Below are 20679 nucleotides of genomic sequence, written 5' to 3'. Positions count from 1 at the left end.
TAAATTCTTGATAAATTGTTATCTTTGCCACGGAATTAACGACTTTTGGGAAAATGATCAGTAAAAACCAGTTCAAATACATCCGATTACTCGAACAAAAGAAATACCGTCGTCGCGAAGGTCTGTTTGTAGCCGAGGGTACGAAGACCGTTGACGATCTTATGCAACGCACTCAACCAAGGATGGTCTTCGCAACAGAAGAGTACCTTCAGGTCCGTCCTCATCTATTCAAGACGGAGGGCGAGATCGTAAAAGTTACTGACGACGAACTGCGTCGTCTCAGTTTCCAACAACACCCTCAACAGGTTCTTGCACTTTTCCCCATACCCGACGTAAAAGCATCAAAGACCCCTTCCGGTCTGTCATTAGCCCTTGATGGCGTACAGGATCCCGGCAATCTGGGCACCATCATACGTATCGCCGACTGGTTCGGTATCGACACGATATACTGCAGCGAAGAGACTGTTGACGCCTGGAACCCCAAGGTTGTACAGGCTACGATGGGAAGTATCGCCCGAGTGAACATCATATATACTGATCTCCCCGTCTTCCTGGATTCCCTGCCCCACGACTTCCCTGTCTACGGTACGTTCCTCGACGGAGAGAACATATACACGCAACCCCTCTCCCGTGAAGGACTTATCATCATGGGAAATGAAGGCAACGGAATCTCTGATGATGTCCGTCGACGTGTCAGTCACCGACTGCTCATCCCGGATTTCCACCAAGGAGGCACAGCCGACAGTCTGAATGTCGCTATCGCCACAGCCATCACCTGTTCTGAGTTCAGGCGGAGGTTATAATAAAGAAAAGGATTATTGGCTACCTATTCGCTGTAGGCCTTCACACCAATGGTCTCCTGAGAACCGATGGTCATCTGACGAAGGTCATAATAAGAGCCGTTGTAGATATTGAAGTCTACACTACCTTTGATACCTGGCAACCGCCCTGCATCGGTATGCTGCCAGAATTTCCATGGTCCCTGATATTCCAAAGAATCAACATAATAATGGGCTATCCAATATGGATACTGGTTGAAGATGGAATCGCTGAGGTAACGTTTCTTGAACTTATAATAAGTATAGATAATAGGCTTGACCTGATAATGTTTTTCCACAAGTTGAAGCCATAGAAGCACGGAATTCTTGAACTCCTCGTCAGTCTGCTCCTTGGGTTTATGCTCTACATCCAGCACTGGGGGCAGATCACCATTCTCTAGTTTCACCGTACTCATAAAATGATAAGCCTGTTGCTCTGCCGGTGTATGCACACTATAGAAGTGATAGGCACCTCGTGTAAAGCCATTCTCACGTGCCTGATAGAAATTATCACGGAAATTCTCATCGGTCTGAGTAGCCCCTTCCGTTGCTTTGATCATGACAAAACGGATCGGACATCTGTTAATGCTTCCATTGTCCTTCAGTTCGCCCCAGTCTATGCGTCCCTGATGATGGGAGATGTCAATGCCATGTATCTCATAACCTTCCGGATATGACACGTCGCCATAGAGCGCACGCCAACGGAAGCCAAAAGGACTGACAAAGAAATAGTAAAAAAACCAGATATAGGCCAAAACAATAGTCACACCGCCAACCCACCAGGCCCATCCTGGTAGTTTCTGGAGCATACGTATCAGAAGACTCGGTCGTCTTCTCCTGCCGGGACCATGATATGTCCGTGTCGTGCCTACTCCTTTCCGGCGAACTACTCTCCTTTTTACCATTTCAGAAAAACAATTAAGGATTAACAATTATGATGACTCTGACAAGCATTGTATTTGTTTTCGCCTGCAAAGCATATCATAATTATTAACCCTTAATCTTTCAACTTATTTATTTAGCCTGCTCAAGCGCCAGGGTTCTGGTAGGCTGGTCGCAGACCTCTGTGGGTCCCCAGTACTGGATTGGGCCCGGATAGATATAAGCCGTATTCTTAGCCCAATCATCACGCTGAGCTGCGAAGGTCTTGAAGGGAGCTCCATCGAGTTCCACAAGAGCCTTTCTGATTACGGGCTTCATCTCACCATTACGGCGCTCCATGTTCATCATCATGGTGATGGGCACACCACCGGCGATCCACTGCTCTGCGGGTGCAGTCGTGTTCTTGACGATAGCCATGTAACCGGTCTTACCGTTGGCAATCAACTGAGCGGCACTCGTTCCGAGAGCATAGCAGTAGTCTGCGTCGAAGTTAGAAGGAGCAGCGCAACGACCCTCATAACCGAAGAAGTGATGCTGGGCAGCGAACTTACCGCTATACTGACCGGCCTTCTTCATCTTCTCCATCTTCACAGCCACCATCGTAGAGAGGAGCTTCTCTGTCTCGATCAGACTCACCTGCACGTTTCCGTGGGGGTCACGGTCGAGAGCCAGCTGACGAGCAACACTTGTGGGCAGTGAGTTGAAGACTGCCAGGTTCTCCTCTGTCAGGTGACTCTTGGCAAAGTCGATCTGCTCAGAACGACCCAGATCCTTTGCCTCAGGCATTGCAAGCACATCATTGAGCTGAGCAATCAGCTTCTTGATAGCAGGAATGAACTCGATAACACCCTCAGGGATAATGACAGTACCGAAGTTGTTACCATCGGCTGCACGTACAGCTACGGCATTGGCGATATAATCTACGACATCGTCAAGACTCATGTTCTTCTGCTCGATCTCCTCGGAAATCAGACAGATATTCGGCTGTGTCTGCAGAGCGCACTCAAGAGCGATGTGAGAAGCCGAACGGCCCATCACCTTGATGAAGTGCCAGTATTTACGGGCAGAGTTACAGTCACGCTCGATATTACCGATCAACTCTGAATAGGTCTTGCAGGCAGTATCGAAACCAAAGGATGTTTCAATCTGTTCGTTCTTCAGGTCACCATCGATCGTCTTCGGGCAACCGATGACCTGTACGCCATACTGCTTGGCAGCATAGTACTCAGCGAGTACACAAGCGTTCGTGTTAGAGTCGTCACCACCGATAATGACAATAGCCTTGATGTCGAGCTCACGGATAATCTCCAAACCCTTCTCGAACTGATCAACCTTCTCCAGTTTTGTACGACCAGAGCCGATCATGTCGAAACCACCGGTATTGCGGTACTCATCGATAATTTCCTTGGTGAGCTCCATATAGTTGTGATCTACCAGACCGCCAGGACCGAGAATGAAACCGAAGAGACGGTTCTCAGGGTTCAGCTTCTTGATCTGATCAAAGAGACCAGTAATGACGTTGTGTCCGCCAGGAGCCTGACCTCCTGAGAGGATGATACCTACGTTCATCTTCTTGGTGTTTGCCTCTGTAGCAGGCTCGAACTCAACGATCGGCATACCATAGGTGTTGGGGAACAACTTCTTGATTTCCTCCTGATCACCTACGCTCTGCGTCGGTTGGCCTTCTTTGATTTTTACAGCACCCTGAAGAGCCTTCGGCAGCTTCGGCTGATAGGCGGCTCTCGCAATCTGCAATGCACTTTTTTCCATAATTCTGATAACTTTATTTATTGATAAAAACGTTCACCTAATATACCTATTCTTTTATTTAGCGATGCAAAATTAGTTGATTTTTGGCAGAAACACAAAAGAAAAAGTAGTAAAATCGCCTTTTTAATATTTTTTGAGAGTGAAAGACTTGCCATCTCAGAAAAAATGTCTATCTTTGCTTACTGAATATGTCAAAAACAATAAGGAGGATTTGAATTATGGCAAATAAAAGAACGCTAAAGAAATGTATTAATTTGATCTGTGAAGACCTGTTTGCCGAAAGTGTGGCTGTTTCGTTGTATGGTCCTGAAAATGATAGGGAAAATGCAGAAGCCGTGCTTTCCTCCATCGTGAAGATGGAAGATCATTACATCAAGAGAATATCACATCCGGAGCCTGGGATTCCCGCCAAGAAATACTATAAGGATCTGCGGGAGAAATTCAGTTCTCAGGTCAATGAGATTCTAGATCAGATCAACTCATAAAAGAGCACCAAAAGGAAAAACGAACAATGTGGAAGAATTTTTGTAATTGGTTATTATACAAGCGAATGGGGTGGACGGCTGAAGTAACAGAAGACCACCCCGATAAGTTTATTATCTGTCTGGCGCCCCATACGAGCAACTGGGACTTTCTGATTGGTCAGCTCTATATCGGCGCAAGAGGTATGCAAAGCAATTTTCTGATGAAGAAAGAATGGTTTTTCTGGCCATTCGGCACCCTCTTCAGGAGGATGGGTGGCATACCTGTCCACAGACAGAAGCATACCAGCATGACCGACAGCATGGCAGAGACAGCCAAGGCTGCCAAGACGTTTCATCTGTGTATCACTCCAGAGGGCACGCGCTCGAAGAACCCCGAATGGAAAAAAGGTTTTTATTTTATCGCACTGAAAGCCGGTCTTCCCATCCTATTGTATGGCATAGACTATGAGAAGAAGCATATACAGTGTACTAAGACGATCATCCCTTCAGGTGATCTGGAGACTGATATGCGTGAGATCAAACTCTATTTCAAGGATTTCAAAGGCAAGAAACCGGAGAATTTCACCATTGGGGAGGTATAATATGAGGAAAACCGTAGCCATCTGTCTGACACTGCTCCTACTCTTCTCTGCCGACACGCTGCGGGCTGCTAAGAAAGCACAGAAGGTCCCTGATCCCCAAAAGGAGCTAAAAGACAAGATCAACAAGTATCTTAGCAGCTACCGTCCTGACGGACAACGGGTTCGTTCCGCCTCGCGGTTGCAGACTCTCCTGATCAATGATTCGCTGTCTACAATAGAGGTGGTGGCCGACAGTCACTTCGGTGAACAGGTGTTCACTCCACAATCTGTGGAGCATATCTATTCAAGCATCGGAAACCTGCTACCCGACAGTTGTCAGAGTTATATCCTCACCGTGAAGAGCGGCGGTCGTGATATCCGCGACCTGGTACCCAACCGTCTGCGACGTGATCTTGACGAGAAACGGATGTGGGGTGATATCGACTACCAAGGACGCCCTTGGGTCAGCAACGCATCCCTACCCTACAAGGTGACGAATGGTCTGCAGAACCGGCACCTGTCCCTTTGGGCTAGTCATGGCCGTTATTTCCATATCAAAGACAGTGTGTGGAAATGGCAGCGCCCCTCCCTGTTCGGAACTCGTGAAGACCTGTTTACACAGACCATTGTCGTACCCTATCTGATGCCGATGCTTGAGAAAGCCGGAGCCATTGTCTTTACCCCACGTGAACGAGACTGGCAGCGCCATGAGGTCATCGTGGATAATGATATGCCCCACACAAGATGGTCTTCCTATCAGGAGACGATCGGCAGTCATGCATGGTCACAGACCGACTCCGTCGGTTTCGCCTATCATCAGGGCAACTACCTGGATGGCGAGAATCCGTTCCTTGCAGGTACGGCCCGACAGACCGAAACGGTTGACCACCGCCGGAACCAGAGTCTGGCCTCTTATATCCCCACCATCCCTGAGACAGGACGATATGCCGTCTATGTCAGTTACCAGACTGTAGAAGGCAGCATTGACGACGCCCATTACACGGTGTGGCATCAAGGCGTGCCTACCGAGTTCCGTGTCAATCAACAGATGGGCGGTTCGACATGGGTCTATCTCGGCACTTTCGACTTCGATGAAGGAAGTAGTGCACAGAACTGTGTCGTACTGAGTAATCAGAGTCGGAGTCGAGGCATCGTCACGACTGATGCCGTCCGCTTTGGTGGAGGTATGGGTAATATCCGGCGCGGCTATACCACCAGTGGTCTCCCCCGTTGCCTGGAAGGTGCCCGTTATTATGCCCAATGGGCAGGTATGCCGTACGAGGTCTACTCATCGAAGAACGGCGAAGATGACTATGGCGATGATATCAACGTACGTTCTCACATGACGAACCTGTTGGCCGGTGGTTCCTGTTATATGCCCGACACCACAGGAAGACATGTCCCCATAGAGTTGTCGCTTGCTGTGCACAGTGACGCAGGTTATACCCGTGACGGCAGTCATACGGGCACACTTGCCATATGTACCACCTATCTGAACGACAGCATCCTTGGCACGGGCATGTCCCGACTGGCGTCACGCGACCTCGCCGACGAACTGCTGGTATCGGTGTCGAACGATATCAAGAGAAAATACGCCAACTGGCAGATGCGCGAGCTCTTCGACCGCAACTATTCCGAGACCCGCTGTCCTGAGGTGCCAAGTGCCATTCTGGAGACGATGTCGCACCAGAACTTTGCGGATATGCGATACGGTCAGGATCCGAACTTCCGTTTCGACCTGGCCCGTAGCATCTACAAGGCACTACTCCGTTATATCTCACGGATGCACCAGACCACCTACACGGTGAGTCCTCTTACCCCCAACAAGGTACGTGTCGAACTTACAGGGAAAGGTGAGGCCAAACTGTCATGGGCGGCAGTAAAAGACCCACTGGAACCTTCTGCTGTTCCAACCGGTTATATTGTCTACACCGCCATTGGCAAGGGAGGCTTTGACAACGGACAATATATCCAAGGGCCACAGACCAGTTATACGATAGATGTTACACCTGGAGAGTTGTATTCGTTCCGGGTGACCGCCGTCAATGCCGGTGGCGAGAGTTTCCCGAGTGAGGTTGTCTCGGCCTGCGACGTACCAGAAGCCCAGAAGACGGTGCTGATCGTCAACGGTTTCCATCGGTTGTCATCTCCTTTCGTGAGGGACAACGCCGCCGAACAGGGTTTCGACTTGGAGGAAGACCCCGGAGTGACCTATGGCAGGACAGCCGGATGGCTGGGTTACCAGACTTGTTTCAATAAGGCTACCATGGGACGGGAGAGCAAGGACGGCCTGGGCTATACAAACGACACGCTGCAAGGACAGTTTATTGCCGGTAACGACTTCGACTATATCCGTACACACGCCGAGGCCATCGCAGCAACACAGCGATACAGTATCGCAAGTTGTTCTGCTGAAGCACTGGAGACCAATGAGGTGTATCCAACCCAATATAACATGTTGGACCTGATACTCGGACTGGAGCGAAACGATGGTTACTCGCTTCGTCATTATCAGACCTTCTCTCCGATGCTGAAAGAACACCTGCGACTCTTTGCCTCACATGGAGGTGCTCTCCTCGTCAGTGGTTCCTATGTCGGTTCAGACATGCAGATGCCTGCCGACCGTCGTTTCCTGGAAGACGTCCTGAAATGCTATGGCGAAGGCGTAAACAGAGACAGTCTGCAGCGTGACACCATCAGTGGACTCGGCACGACCTTCGAGTTCTACCGTCATCTCAACGAGACGCATTATGCCGCCACGCACCCCGACATCCTGCAACCTGTCGCTCCTGCCTATTCGGCCATGATCTATACCGATGGCTACAGCGCCTGCGTGGCCTACGACGGTTCCGACTATAAAGCCATGACACTCGGCTTCCCCTTTGAGTGCATCAAATCGGAACAGAAACGGCAGATGCTGATGAGGGGTATCCTAAGATTCCTATTACAATCATTATAAACTACAAAACCATAATGACATGAAAATTCAAGCCAATTCATCCGGTACTCGAAGTATCGAAGTGACAGAGATTCATCTGCAGACCATCGAGAAGTATCAACTCTTCCGCGACCTGATCGACTCCAACGGCTATGTCGACGAGCCCGTCCTTGATAAACTCCGTCTGAATATCCGCTCGTTATTGGAAGGCGATGCCGGTAAGGACAAGGATCTTCTTGACCTGTGTCTCGATGTGATCTATCACCCGAACATGAAAGCGTATGGTCTCCAGCAACTGGTGCTGCTTTACATCAACTGGAAGAATCAGGCAAACGACGACCTGGGGATGACGGTAAAAGCTGTTCAGGGCACCCCATTTAATTAAATAACGAATCCATGGAATACAGGCTGACGGACTTTCTGCCAACGACCAAAAAAGAACTCGACCTCCGAGGATGGACAGAGGTTGATGTGATTCTCTTTTCAGGAGATGCTTATATCGACCATCCCTCTTTCGGTGCTGCCGTTATCGGACGTACCTTAGAGGCTGGCGGATATAAGGTGGCCATTGTCCCACAGCCCGACTGGCATGGTGACTTCCGTGACTTTAAGAAACTGGGACGACCGCGCTTGTTCTTCGGTATCGCACCGGGGTGCATGGACTCCATGGTCAACAAATACACCGCCAACCGGCGCCTCCGTTCTGAAGACGCCTATAGTCCCGATGGAAGACACGACATGCGACCGGAATACCCGACCGTCGTGTACTCAAGGATTCTCAAGCAACTATATCCAGACGTACCCGTCGTCCTTGGTGGTATTGAGGCGTCTCTGCGCCGTCTCACCCACTACGATTACTGGAAGGACAAGCTCCAGCCGTGTATTCTCTGCGACGCCGGTGCCGACATCCTGATATATGGCATGGGCGAGAAGCCCATCCTGGAACTGGCCCGACAACTGGCGGAAGGCCGTTCCATCCATGATATACGTGATATCCCACAGACAGTCTTCCTATCCCGAAAGGACGAGATTCCAGGAGGTATCCGCGACAACGATCTGGTGCTGCATAGTCATGAGGAATGTGTTCGCAACAAACGGGCACAGGCTGAGAACTTCCGTCATATCGAGGAACAGTCGAACATGATGCATGCCCAGCGCCTCCTGCAAGAGGTCAACGGACAATACGCCGTTGTCAACCCGCCCTATCCCCCGATGACCACCGAGGAACTCGACGCCTCGTTCGACCTGCCTTATACCCGACAGCCCCATCCGAAATACAAAGGCAAGCGTATTCCGGCCTACGACATGATCAAACACAGTGTGAACATCCATCGCGGATGCTTTGGCGGCTGTGCCTTCTGCACCATCTCCGCCCATCAGGGGAAGTTCATCTCATGTCGTTCGAAAGAGAGCATTCTCAAAGAGGTGAGACAGGTCACGCAGATGCCCGACTTCAAGGGTTATCTCTCCGACCTCGGAGGACCGTCTGCCAATATGTACGGTATGGCTGGTAAGAACAAGAAAGCCTGCGAGAAATGTAAGCGGCCGAGTTGTATCCACCCGCAGGTCTGTCCGAATCTCGACACTAACCATTCCCGACTCTTGGATGTCTATCACGCCGTAGATGCCATCCCGGGCATCAAACGGAGCTTCATCGGCAGTGGCGTGAGATATGACCTGTTGCTGCACCGCAGTAAGGACGAGGAGGCCAACCGTGCCGCCCTGCAATATACTAGAGAGCTCATCAGCCGACATGTGAGCGGTCGTCTGAAGGTGGCCCCCGAGCATACCAGCGAACGTGTGCTCTACCTGATGCGCAAGCCCTCCTTCCAACAGTTCTACGAGTTTAAGCGCCAGTTCGACCGCATCAACCGTGAAGAGAACCTCCGAGAGCAGATCATCCCCTACTTCATCAGTTCTCATCCCGGTTGTCAGGAGGAGGACATGGCCGAGCTGGCCGTCATCACCAAACAACTTGACTTCCATCTGGAACAGGTGCAGGACTTCACGCCTACGCCGATGACCAATGCCACTGAGACCTGGTATACGGGATACGACCCCTACACGCTCGAGAAAGTATTCAGTGCGAAGACCCCGAAGGAGAAATTGGCCCAGCGACAGTATTTCTTCTGGTACAAGCCAGAAGAGCGCCGGAACATCGAACAGAGTCTGCGGAGGATCGGTCGTCCCGACCTGATCAAACAGTTGTATGCTGGCTCATGCCCCTTCGAGCAGCGTTCTCCGAAAACGAACCGTCCGCAAGAGAGCCATAAGACAAGACCTTACCCGCAAGACAATCGTAACTCGAAGCCTTATCCGGAGAAGAACCGTAAGGACAAACGAGGACGGGATCGCCGTCGCCCCTGACAACAGGTCGCCTTTTTTTGACAGTTCAAGTGGGAAATGTGCACTATTCTCTGCATTCGCGGCTTGAAAATTTGGCGGATTCCGAAAAAATGTCTAACTTTGCAGCCGATTTGTTGGTTCGGTAGCTCAGCTGGATAGAGCAACTGCCTTCTAAGCAGTAGGTCTTGGGTTCGAGCCCCAACCGAATCACATCACAAATTTATATCTGAATGCAAATCCCTGATACTCCTATGAGCGTCAGGGATTTTGTTATTATGTCCATGTTTATGGCCGATATGACAGACTTTGTCGACATGAATGCCATTTTATACGGAATCTTTCCCTGAACCGTATCTCGCCCGCTCTTTCGTGGTCGTAAAAAAAATAATACCAAAGTCATGGTATGCGGAATGACACATTAAAGGGATTGTAGGGGTAAGGAAATCGCCGTATCTTTGCATCGTCGTAAAGACATCATAACACACGAACCTATTAAAAAGATGAAAAGAATTGCATTTATAATACTATTGCAATGAAAATGAAGTGTCACTTATTATATATATATTTAGGTCTTTCCTCGCTATCAACTCATGCGCAGGAAGCAGCTGTAAAAGACTCGGCGGCAACCATTGATGGCAAGAAGTTGAGCGGAGTGACGGTGTCAGCTCATCGACGCGGGTACACCAAAGGGATTGATGTAACCAATAGCGATATGATCAATGCGCAAGAACTGTTACGTGCCGCTTGCTGTAACCTCGGTGAGAGCTTCACGACGAACCCTTCCGTAGATGTGAACTATGCCGATGCGGCAACAGGTGCACAGCAAATCAAACTACTGGGGTTAAGCGGTACTTACGTCCAGATGCTGACGGAAAACATCCCTAACCATCGTGGTGTGGCAGCTCCCTATTCACTGAGTTATATTCCAGGTCCTTGGATGCAGAGCATTCAAGTGTCGAAGGGAGCCTCTTCGGTGAAGAACGGATACGAGAGTATCACGGGACAAATCAATGTAGAGTTTAAGAAGCCACAGGCCACGCCCTTTGCTGATGCGAACCTCTACTATAATACAAAAGGGAAGTTAGAAGCGAACATCGGAGGAAACTTGCAGCTGTCAAAGCGTTGGCACACAGCGTTGCTGGGCCATTACGAGATACTCGACAAAACACACGATGACAATGGTGATGGATTTGTCGACCTCCCTAAGGTAAGACAAGGCTCGCTTCAGAGCCGCTGGGCGTGGATGGGCGACCACTATGTGTTCCAGGCTTCTGTAAAAGCTCTGAAGGAACATCGCGAAGGTGGCCAACAGGGACATCATGTAGCACCTTCCGCATCCGATGAGGAATGCCATGACACGTCGAGTTCCTATCTGATAGATATTACCAATGAGCGCTATGAGGCTTTTACGAAGAATGCTTATATATTTAATAAGGAGAAAGCCACCAACGTGGCCCTGATATTATCGGGCTCGTTACATCATCAAAACGCAGCCTATGGTAATAAGCTGTATAATGTTGACCAGCGCAACGGCTATGCTTCACTGATGTTTGAGACCGAGGTAGACGAACATCATAGTCTATCAACAGGTATCAGCGTGAACCACGATTATTTCAACCAATACTATTTGCAGCAGGAACTTGAGGAGGAGACAACGCCTGGAGCGTATGCCCAGTACACCTATAAGTTGGGTGAGAAACTGACGGTAATGGGAGGCCTGCGCTGGGATCATAGTAATATCTATGGTGGCTTCGTAACACCTCGTATGCACCTAAAATACTCGCCCAATGACATCCTCACGCTTAGGGCATCAGCAGGAAAGGGCTATCGCACCAACCATGTTTTGGCCGAGAATAACTATTATCTGGCCAGCTCTCGCAAGGTGGTGGTTGATGATAATCTGGAACAGGAAGAGGCTTGGAACTATGGTGTGAGTGTTGCATTGAAGATTCCTGTGGGTGAGAAATCGCTCGAATTAAATGGCGAATATTATTATACTGATTTTCAGCGTCAGTTGGTGATTGATCTGGACAGCGACCCTCATGCCGTACACTTCACCAACCTGCGAGGTAAGAGTTATTCGCACACCTATCAGGTGGAAATTACGTATCCCTTCTTCAAGGGATTCACGTTGACTACCACTTATCGGCGTACGAATGTAAAATCCACCTATGGTGGTGTGTTACGCGAAAAACCTCTGACCAATAAATACAAGGGACTGCTTACAGCGCAATACAAACCAGGACTGGGATTATGGCAATTTGATGTCACACTGCAGTTGAACGGTGGTGGTCGCATGCCCAACAGCTACACTACTGCTGCAGGAACGCCAGCTTGGAGCAATCGCTACAAGGGCTACGAACAGCTGAGTGTTCAGGTGACTCGCTTTTATCACCATTGGAGTATCTATGCCGGTGGTGAGAACATCACCAACTTCAAACAGAAGAATCCAATCATCGACGCGACGAACCCATGGGGAGATAAATTCGACTCTACCATGATATGGGGCCCCCTTCACGGTGCAGTGTATTATATAGGAGTAAGATTGAACTGGAACAAAATATAATAGTTATAATTAAAACTCTAAGATGATGAAAAAAGTAAGTTTATTATTCGTATCGCTGGCAGTCGCAATCGTCTGTGGCGCAAAAGACATTAAGACCGTTGTTTTGAATACCACACCTGAGATGCATTGCTCTGGCTGTGAGAACCGGATCAAGTCAAACATTCGTTTCGAGAAAGGTATCAAGAATATTGAGACCAACTTGGAAAACAAGACCGTCACTATCGAATATGATGCAGACAAAACTTCTGTAGAGGAAATAATTAACGGTTTCAAAAAGATTAATTATGAGGCAACCGTGGCTGTTCCAAAAACCAGTGAGACAACAGGCGAGAAGAAAGGTGGCTGCTGTGGCAATAGTTGCAAATGTGGTAACAAGAACAAGAAATGAAATTGCCCTGATTTTTTCCATTCACGGAGTTCAGAAAGTTTTTCTGAACTCTTTTTTTACCCTATTTGTGGGAGTTAGTTTACTATTAATCGGGTATTGTGGATATGCAGGAATCGTCATACCTTTGCATCGTTGAAAAGGTAATAATATAAAAGATAAATGAAACAGGTATGAAAAAGGTAATGATTGTTTTCTTATTGTCAGTCCTCTCATCATTATATAATGAGGCAGAGGCACAAGTCATACGAGGCAGCGTAGTTAATGCTGAGCAGGAACCGCTTATCGGAGTGGTTGTGAAAGTGAATTCTAAATCCAATATATCGACCGTAACCGATGCCGATGGAAAGTTTAAGTTGAGTGTGGACAAGAACGTGAAGTACCCTATTCAACTGCAATTCAATTATGTGGGTTACATTCCTTACGATCTGGATATATACGAGCAAGCAGAGGATTTAGGTACTATCGTGTTGCACGATAAACGTTTCACACTGAATAATGTAGTTGTGGTGGCCTATGGTTCACAGAAGCGTCGAGAATTAACAGGTGCTGTAAGCAGTATTAATGGCAAGGAGCTCGTAAAAAATCCCATCACCAGTCTTGAGCAGGCACTGGAAGGAAAATTAAGTGGTGTTCAGGTAACACAAGCTACGGGTGCTCCTGGTGGTGCTGTAAGCATCAACGTGCGTGGTACCAGTAGTATTTCTGCAGGCAACGAACCGCTCTATGTTGTTGACGGTCTGCCTGTAGTCTCTACAGACCTGTCGGACGTGGGTGGTTATCAAGGAAACTCTCTCAGCGGTCTTGTTGACATAAATCCTAACGATATTGCCAGCATTGAGGTTCTGAAGGATGCCTCTGCTGCAGCACTTTATGGTTCACGAGCCTCTAACGGTGTGGTGCTAATTACGACCAAGAAAGGTCGCGTAGGCAAGACCCAGGTATCACTTGACTCTTACATTGGTTTTCAGGATATAGCCCATAAACTTGATTTCCTTCATGCCAGTGAGTATGTGGCCGCTCGCAATGAGGCTATTGATAATTATAATACGTCACTGGGACTGACACCTGCCGATGCTACCTACAAGCAACATATATCGGCAGCTGTGCCAGGTGCTGATACAAACTGGTTTGATGAGATTACCCACAAAGGGCTACAGACCAATCATCAACTGACCATTTCGGGTGGTAATAGTCAGACGCAGTTCTATATCTCTGGAGGGTACTATAAGCAAGAGGGGGCTATCATCAATACGGGCTATGAGCGTTATAACCTGCGCACCAATATAGCTCATCAGGTGAATAAGCGTTTGAATGTGACCACCAACATCGCACTGAGCACAAGTAATACGGAGCGTGCCACAGGAGATAACAATATCTACTCCCCCTGGATTAATGCGATCTCTGTGTCGCCAGATTTCTCCATCTATGATGCGGATGGACGTTACGGTAATGTGAACAATAGTCGTCGAAACCCCGTACAACTTATTAAGGAAGAACCTCAGAACTCAAGGAAGTATCGTGCTATTGTGAACATTAAGTCAACCTACGATATTCTACCTGTATTGCATTATCACCTTAATTTGGGTGGAGACTACGTCATCCTACATGAGCGTCAGGTGTGGCCCTCTACTTCTCTTCAGGGTGCCAGCACTAATGGTGATATTGTTGATGGACGTGCTTTCACGTTTACTCATCTGGCTGAGCACACGCTCGATTATACCCATACGTGGGGTGCCCTCTCATTAAAGACTTTGGGTGGATATAGTTATCAGAAAACAAGGGTAGATAATGCCTACGTGGAAGGTATCAACTTTGTATCGCCCTCGCTCATCTACCTCGACTCAGCCGGTGAGATTGCTTACGGTGGTTCTTCTGCAGAGAATAATGCGCTGCAGTCGTTCTTCACTCGTGTCAATCTGAACTATGCCGATCGTTATCTGTTGGAACTATCATTCCGTAGTGATGCTTCCTCAAAGTTTGCTTCAGACAAGCGCGTGGGTTACTTTCCCGCTGCTTCTGCAGGTTGGCAGATTTCCGAAGAGGCTTTCTTTCCTAAGACGATTGCTGTGAACGATTTAAAACTGCGTGCCAGCATAGGCTACACGGGCAACCAAGAAGGTATAGGAAACTATGCTTTCCATCAAACCTATAGTGCAAACAGCATCAAATACAATGGTCAATCAGGCTACTCCTTCCCCTCTTCAAAGCCCAATCCAGACCTGACTTGGGAGAAGACTCTGCAGTACGATCTCGGTTTCGACGCTATTCTATTCAATCGTAGGGTGGAAGTGGTGTTTGACTGGTTCAGGAAAGATACCCACGACCTGCTGCTCAGTCACAGCATCAATTCACTAAGCGGTTATAGTTCCACCACATCGAATGTAGGTAACATCACTAATTCCGGTATCGAACTGGGCATCACTACCCATAACCTCACTGGTAAGTTCAAGTGGGACTCTCGTTTCAACGTTACATATACGAAGAACAAGGTGACAGAGTTGGTGCAGAATGCTCAAGGAGAACAGCCCTATATCACCACCGGTTTCTGTAATATCCTACAGGTGGGAGAGCCTATGGCTTCTTTCTTCTTAATACGTGCAGATGGTATCTATCAGTCAAAGGAGGAGATTCTGGTTCAGCCTGGTGGACAGACACTTTGGGATAAGGGTATTCGTCCTGGTGACGTTAAGTACTATGATAAGAATCAGGATGGTGTCATCAATTCCGAAGATCGTGTTGTGAGTGGCTCTCCATTCCCCCATATCTTTGGTTCACTCTCAAATATCTTCAGCTATCGTGGTTTTGATCTCAATATTGACCTGCAGTACTCTCTCGGTGCTAAGCTTTATGCCGCATGGAAAGCCAACGGCACTGGTGCCGGCAACCAAGGTGGCCATGCCAATGGATACGGAATCCTGCGTGAGGAATGGGAGAATCGTTGGACAGAAAGCAACCCCTATGGCAATGCACCCCGGGCAGTAGCCAATGGTGCTGCATATGAGAATAACATCACCAACTACACCACTCGCTACCTGGAGAATGCCGACTATTTGAAAGTACGTAATATCTCATTGGGTTATACACTGCCTACTTCAGTTGTCAAACAACTGGGCATCAGTCGACTGCGTTTCTATGCCACCGTACACAACCTATACACTTTTACCTCTTACGATGGTTTTGATCCTGAGGTAACGCTCTTCCCCAATCGCACAACCTATCGTGGCTATGACTCCGGTAGCGTACCTCAACTTCGCTCACTCGTTTTTGGGTTTAATCTCACATTCTAAATAAATGACTAAATAATAGATATTATGAATACAAAATATATTATCACCGTTTTTACATCACTGGCTCTCACAGCCTGCAACTTGGATTATAATCCCACCACTGCCGTTTCTGACGCTACGCTCACGTCTAGCGATTATGAGAACCTGCTCACAGGAGTCTACGATGGTGCACAGAGTATCAAACTCAACATCAACGATATTGCCGCCGACAACCTTACTAGTCCAGGGTGGTGGCCCGACATCGACAACAATGGACAGACTGCAAGCACCAGCAGCGACATCAACTCGCTATGGAATAGTCACTATAAATACGTACAGTTGGCCAACAATCTCATCAATCTCATTGATAACACACCCAATCCCACCATCCAGCAGATACAGATTTCTGCACAGGCTCATGTCATCCGTGGATGGCTATATAGTCAGATAGCACAACATTGGGGCGATGCACCTTTACTGCTTGAAGTTACCGATGCATTGGCTCCACGCGACCCCGAGGCTGAGATATGGAAACAGGTTGTGGCCGATTTCGAATATGGCGTAGAGAATGCACCAGAGTTCTCTGACCGTGGCTACGTTAGCAAAGTAGCGGCAAAAGCCCTATTGGCTCGAACATTACTAACCGGTGCCCCAGAAGTCAAGGACGTAGTTCGTGCCAAACAATTAGCAGAAGAAATTATCAGTAGTAATCAGTTTACGCTGGCCGATAATTTCGCCGACATCTTCCATGCCAAGTCCTCAAATGAAATCATCCTCCAATGGACCAATCTCAATGGCGATTCTGGAAGCGATGGATGGTTCATGCGTTCCGATATCGTCAACCTTTACGAGGCCGAAAACGGCCATGGTAGTGCCGGCTACGGCGAACAGGGACGCTACGAAAACCGTGTGGATAAAAGTGCTTTCAGTATTTTCGAGAATTCTGATAAACGCAAGGATGCCACCGTACGTCATCTGAAGTTAGCTAACGGTGTGGAGACTTGGGACTGCGTGAAGTATCCCAGTTATAATGCTGCCGACCCCTGGCCAGTCATTCGTATTGCCGAGCTCTATCTAATCTCCGCCGAGACTCAAGGATATCCTGATGGTGTTGAGCGTCTGAATCAGTTGCGCCAGATTAGGGGACTCAACGCCTATGTAGTAGGCACCGATATTACAGTCGATAATTTCCTTGAGAAGATTATGCATGAACGACGATTGGAATTCTTTGCGGAAGGGTTGCGCTGGTATGATTTGCGCCGCTGGTTTAACTCTGGAGAAGCAGGAAAAAAAGCTGTTCTGTCCCTTCGAAAATATCAACCAGGAGAGACTGCAGGTAGTCGTCCTCAGGCATCTGAAACCATGAATATCGCTGATGATGGACACAACCTGCTGTGGCCTATTCCACAGACAGCGATAGATCATGATCCCAATCTTTTACCCCAGAATCCAGGCTATTGATACCCTCCCCTCCCTAAAAGGGAAATACCAAACAAGTGGTATAACGAATGCCCCATTAACGGGATTGTGGAAGCAAGAAAAGTGCCGTACCTTTGCACCATCAAATAATTATAAAAGGTTAGGATATGGTAAAAAGATTGTTCTTTGCGACAGTTATGGCAGTAAGCCCTCTCATGATGCTGGCGCAAGGATTGATAACAGGTAGCGTCAAAGATGCACGTAGCGGAGAAACGCTGATTGGTGCATCAGTGATTGTGAAAAATGAAAAGGGCCAGGGAGTGGTTACCGATACCAACGGTAACTTCTCTCTTCAAGCCCCAAAAGATGCCCCGTTGACGCTTCGCGTAGAGTATGTTGGTTATCGGCCGATTGATGTGGATGTCTACGACTTTGAGGAATCCATAGAGATTGCACTCATCGATAACTCCAGTAAGTTGGATGAGGTTGTTGTGATAGGCTACGGCACACAAAAGCGAACTCAGTTGACAGGTAGTGTGACCACCATTAATCAGGATGTTCTGAATAATAATGTATTGCCAACAGCTGATGCTCTGTTAGCAGGTTCTGTCGCTGGCGTTCAGGTAACCACTTCTGGTCAGCCAGGAAGTGGTTCTACCATACGTATTCGGGGAGGAAACTCTATTAGTGCGAGTAATGATCCACTCTATGTTATAGATGGATTCATATATTATAAGGAAAGTGGAACACTTAATACTGGTGAACGCGGTACAGGAATCAGTGGAGGCATCAGCCCTTTGAGTCTTATCAATCCCAACGATATCGAAGCAATAGAGGTGTTGAAGGATGTGTCAGCCACCGCTATCTACGGTTCACGTGGTGCTAACGGTGTTATCATTGTTACCACAAAGAAAGGAAAACGCGACAAGACCAGCATTAAATACAACTATCAGTTGACATATGCTTCTCCTTCCAAAAAGCTCACTGTACTGAATGCTACAGAATGGGCTAGATACCAGAAGCAATATTTCTATAACAAGGGAGGTTATACAGATGAACAGATTAAATCTCTGGGAGCAGGAACCGACTGGCAGGATGCAGTGCTTCGCTCTACGATTAGTCAGTCGCATAATTTAACAATCAGCGGTGGAGATGAAAAATCCAGATTCTTGCTTGGCGGTAACTTTATTGATCAAAATGGTATCGTGCTTAACACCGGTTTCAATCGTTCTGCGCTCCGACTGAATGCTGATCGTAAGTTGACAGACAGGCTTACGGTAGAGACGGCCCTGAATGTAAGTCGCAACAAGCAAGACGGACTGACAACAACCACTGGCGTATCTTTCAATTCTTCGCCATACCAAGGTGGTATTACTAACTCCCTGACATACGCTCTGCTCATGCCACCTGTTGTTCCCATCTACAAGGCCGATGGTTCATATAACTATACCAACCCCTATGAGTATGCCTACTTCGCCATGGGCGATATTGCTGCTAATCCAGTATCAGATTTGGAGAATAGCGTAGCACAATCTGTAGATGACGATATCATAGGAAATGCGAGTGCGAACTATGAGTTTGCAACAGGACTGGTTGGTAAAGCCAGTTTCGGCTTTGACATAGATAACCTGACGCAGAACTATTTTGCTCCACATTATACGGCATTAGGATTAGCTAATGGTGGTACAGGCAGTATAGCAAAGCGCCGTCTGGTGACGTGGCAAACAGAGTTTACGCTCAATTACAACCATCAGTTTGGTAGAAATCATCTTCTCGATGCACTTATTGGTTATACTTATCAGACTACCAATAGTTCTTTCCTGACAGGATCATCGAGCAAATACACCGATGAGAGCCTGAAACAGAATAATCTGTCTGGAGGTAGTCTGTATGCAGCTCCCCTTTCTGGTGAGAGTTCAGCAAATCTGCATTCTCTTATTGGCCGTATCAATTATACGTTGCGGAACAAGTATAATGCCACTGCCACCATTCGTGCCGATCGTTCTTCACGTTTCTCACAGAAGCATAACTGGGGCATATTCCCATCACTCGGTCTTTCGTGGAATGCGAACCAAGAAAGATTTCTTAAGGGGGAGAAATGGTTGACAGACTTGAAGATTCGTGCCTCTGTGGGCACTGTAGGCAACCAGGAGATCGGCGATTACCAATACTCTACGTCGTATTCAACCAGTACGACAGGTGGTAATGTACATTATACTAAGTCGAATGCAGCAAACAGCAATCTGAAATGGGAGACCACGGTGTCTTACAATATTGGTATCGATGCCTCGTTCTGGAATGAGCGCGTTAGTCTTACAGCAGACTATTATCATAAGAAAACCTACGACCTGTTGCTTACCGTGCCTGTTGATGTGGCAAAATACGGTGTATCGTCACAACTCCAGAATGTTGGAAACGTAGAGAATAGAGGCCTTGAAGTATCGCTTGACTTTATACCAGTCAGGAAAGCTGGCACAACATGGAATATTCAGGGAAACCTGGCAATTAACAAGAACGAGATAACCAATCTTGGAAAATATCAGGAGCTGAATGTAAACAGTTATACCATCTTGCGAAAAGGTGAGGCTGTGGGCTCTTTCTACGGTCTTATATACGATGGTGTTGTCCAAGCAGATGAAGATGTCTCAAAATTGACGACACAAAATGGTAGCCGTCCGAAAGTCGGACAGGAGAAATTCCGCGATATCGATGGTGACGGTAAGGTCAATGAAAATGATCGCGTCATCCTGGGACACACACAGCCAAACATAACCTATGGTCTATCGTCTAGTCTGAAACTTGGCAGATTCGATGCATTCGTGCAATTCCAGGGAACAGCCAGCGGACAGATATACAACTCGTTGCGCCGCACGCTGGAAAGTCCCACAGACTGTTATAATGTATCGTCGGTCATCCTCGATAGTTGGACTTCCTCCAACCCCAGTAATACATATCCTGCGGTTAGTGATGTGCGTCCTTACAGCTATATCGACAGCCGTTATGTGGAGAATGCCGATTATCTTAAACTCAAAACACTGACGATTGGCTACACGTTTCCTGTACATTTAGCCAAAGCAAGCGCTCACGTGTTGGCTACTGCTTCGAACTTATTCACCATCACAGGCTACAAAGGCTATGAGCCAGAGATACAAAGTGGCATAGACACAGGAGATTATCCCGCCTCACGTAACTTTACAATAGGTGTGGAACTGACATTCTGACAATCATTATTATGATATTA

The 20679-nt window shown here is 47.8% G+C and carries 13 protein-coding genes and 1 tRNA gene; 12 read left to right on the top strand and 2 right to left on the bottom strand.

The features are described 5' to 3' along the window. The first annotated feature begins 53 nt into the window (after nucleotides 1-53). On the top strand, nucleotides 54-803 hold the full coding sequence (locus BMY63_RS01160) for an RNA methyltransferase (RefSeq protein WP_091899342.1): 750 nt from the start codon (nucleotides 54-56) through the stop codon (nucleotides 801-803). Nucleotides 804-826: 23 nt separating this feature from the next. Here the strand turns inward: BMY63_RS01160 and BMY63_RS01155 are convergent, their stop codons facing one another. Both BMY63_RS01155 and BMY63_RS01150 read right to left on the bottom strand, forming a co-directional pair. Further along, nucleotides 827-1723, bottom strand: a complete 897-nt coding sequence (locus BMY63_RS01155) for a glycoside hydrolase family 25 protein (RefSeq protein WP_091899341.1) — start codon at nucleotides 1721-1723, stop codon at nucleotides 827-829. 109 nt (nucleotides 1724-1832) lie between these two features. Continuing rightward, nucleotides 1833-3470, bottom strand: a complete 1638-nt coding sequence (locus BMY63_RS01150; protein WP_091899340.1) for a diphosphate--fructose-6-phosphate 1-phosphotransferase — start codon at nucleotides 3468-3470, stop codon at nucleotides 1833-1835. 218 nt (nucleotides 3471-3688) lie between these two features. Between BMY63_RS01150 and BMY63_RS01145 the strand changes: the two genes are divergently transcribed. From BMY63_RS01145 to BMY63_RS01095, 11 genes are all read left to right on the top strand, one after another. Further along, the gene (locus BMY63_RS01145) at nucleotides 3689-3955 is read left to right on the top strand and encodes a hypothetical protein (RefSeq protein ID WP_091914201.1); all 267 of its coding nucleotides are present in this window, start codon (nucleotides 3689-3691) and stop codon (nucleotides 3953-3955) included. A gap of 26 nt (nucleotides 3956-3981) precedes the next feature. Beyond that, complete coding sequence (locus BMY63_RS01140; protein WP_091914199.1) at nucleotides 3982-4536, top strand: 1-acyl-sn-glycerol-3-phosphate acyltransferase; 555 nt, start codon at nucleotides 3982-3984, stop codon at nucleotides 4534-4536. A 1-nt stretch (nucleotide 4537) separates the two neighbouring features. Next, the gene (locus tag BMY63_RS01135; protein ID WP_091914197.1) at nucleotides 4538-7474 is read left to right on the top strand and encodes a golvesin C-terminal-like domain-containing protein; all 2937 of its coding nucleotides are present in this window, start codon (nucleotides 4538-4540) and stop codon (nucleotides 7472-7474) included. 19 nt (nucleotides 7475-7493) lie between these two features. After that, a complete protein-coding gene (locus BMY63_RS01130; RefSeq protein ID WP_091914195.1) occupies nucleotides 7494-7838 on the top strand; it encodes a hypothetical protein in 345 nt (114 codons plus the stop codon). A gap of 11 nt (nucleotides 7839-7849) precedes the next feature. Then, the gene (locus BMY63_RS01125) at nucleotides 7850-9820 is read left to right on the top strand and encodes a YgiQ family radical SAM protein (protein ID WP_091914193.1); all 1971 of its coding nucleotides are present in this window, start codon (nucleotides 7850-7852) and stop codon (nucleotides 9818-9820) included. A gap of 115 nt (nucleotides 9821-9935) precedes the next feature. Further along, nucleotides 9936-10009: transfer RNA gene (locus tag BMY63_RS01120), tRNA-Arg, on the top strand. A gap of 322 nt (nucleotides 10010-10331) precedes the next feature. Beyond that, nucleotides 10332-12365, top strand: coding sequence for a TonB-dependent receptor plug domain-containing protein (locus BMY63_RS01115; protein ID WP_091914191.1), 2034 nt, complete (start codon nucleotides 10332-10334; stop codon nucleotides 12363-12365). A 25-nt stretch (nucleotides 12366-12390) separates the two neighbouring features. Further along, nucleotides 12391-12753 carry a heavy-metal-associated domain-containing protein gene (locus BMY63_RS01110; protein WP_091914929.1) on the top strand — a complete coding sequence of 121 codons (363 nt, stop codon included), beginning with the start codon at nucleotides 12391-12393 and terminating at the stop codon, nucleotides 12751-12753. A gap of 170 nt (nucleotides 12754-12923) precedes the next feature. Further along, nucleotides 12924-16040 (top strand): SusC/RagA family TonB-linked outer membrane protein, encoded by a 3117-nt coding sequence (locus BMY63_RS01105; RefSeq protein WP_091914189.1) that lies wholly within the window; start codon nucleotides 12924-12926, stop codon nucleotides 16038-16040. Between the two features lie 24 nt (nucleotides 16041-16064). Beyond that, nucleotides 16065-17480, top strand: a complete 1416-nt coding sequence (locus BMY63_RS01100; RefSeq protein ID WP_091914187.1) for a RagB/SusD family nutrient uptake outer membrane protein — start codon at nucleotides 16065-16067, stop codon at nucleotides 17478-17480. 155 nt (nucleotides 17481-17635) lie between these two features. Beyond that, nucleotides 17636-20659 (top strand): SusC/RagA family TonB-linked outer membrane protein, encoded by a 3024-nt coding sequence (locus tag BMY63_RS01095; RefSeq protein WP_177178352.1) that lies wholly within the window; start codon nucleotides 17636-17638, stop codon nucleotides 20657-20659. Nucleotides 20660-20679 lie beyond the last annotated feature (20 nt).

The organism is Prevotella aff. ruminicola Tc2-24, assembly GCF_900110895.1.
Taxonomy (GTDB): Bacteria; Bacteroidota; Bacteroidia; order Bacteroidales; family Bacteroidaceae; genus Prevotella.
The sequence above is the reverse complement of the archived record's forward strand: the minus strand, read 5'-3'. Positions and strand labels throughout refer to the sequence as shown.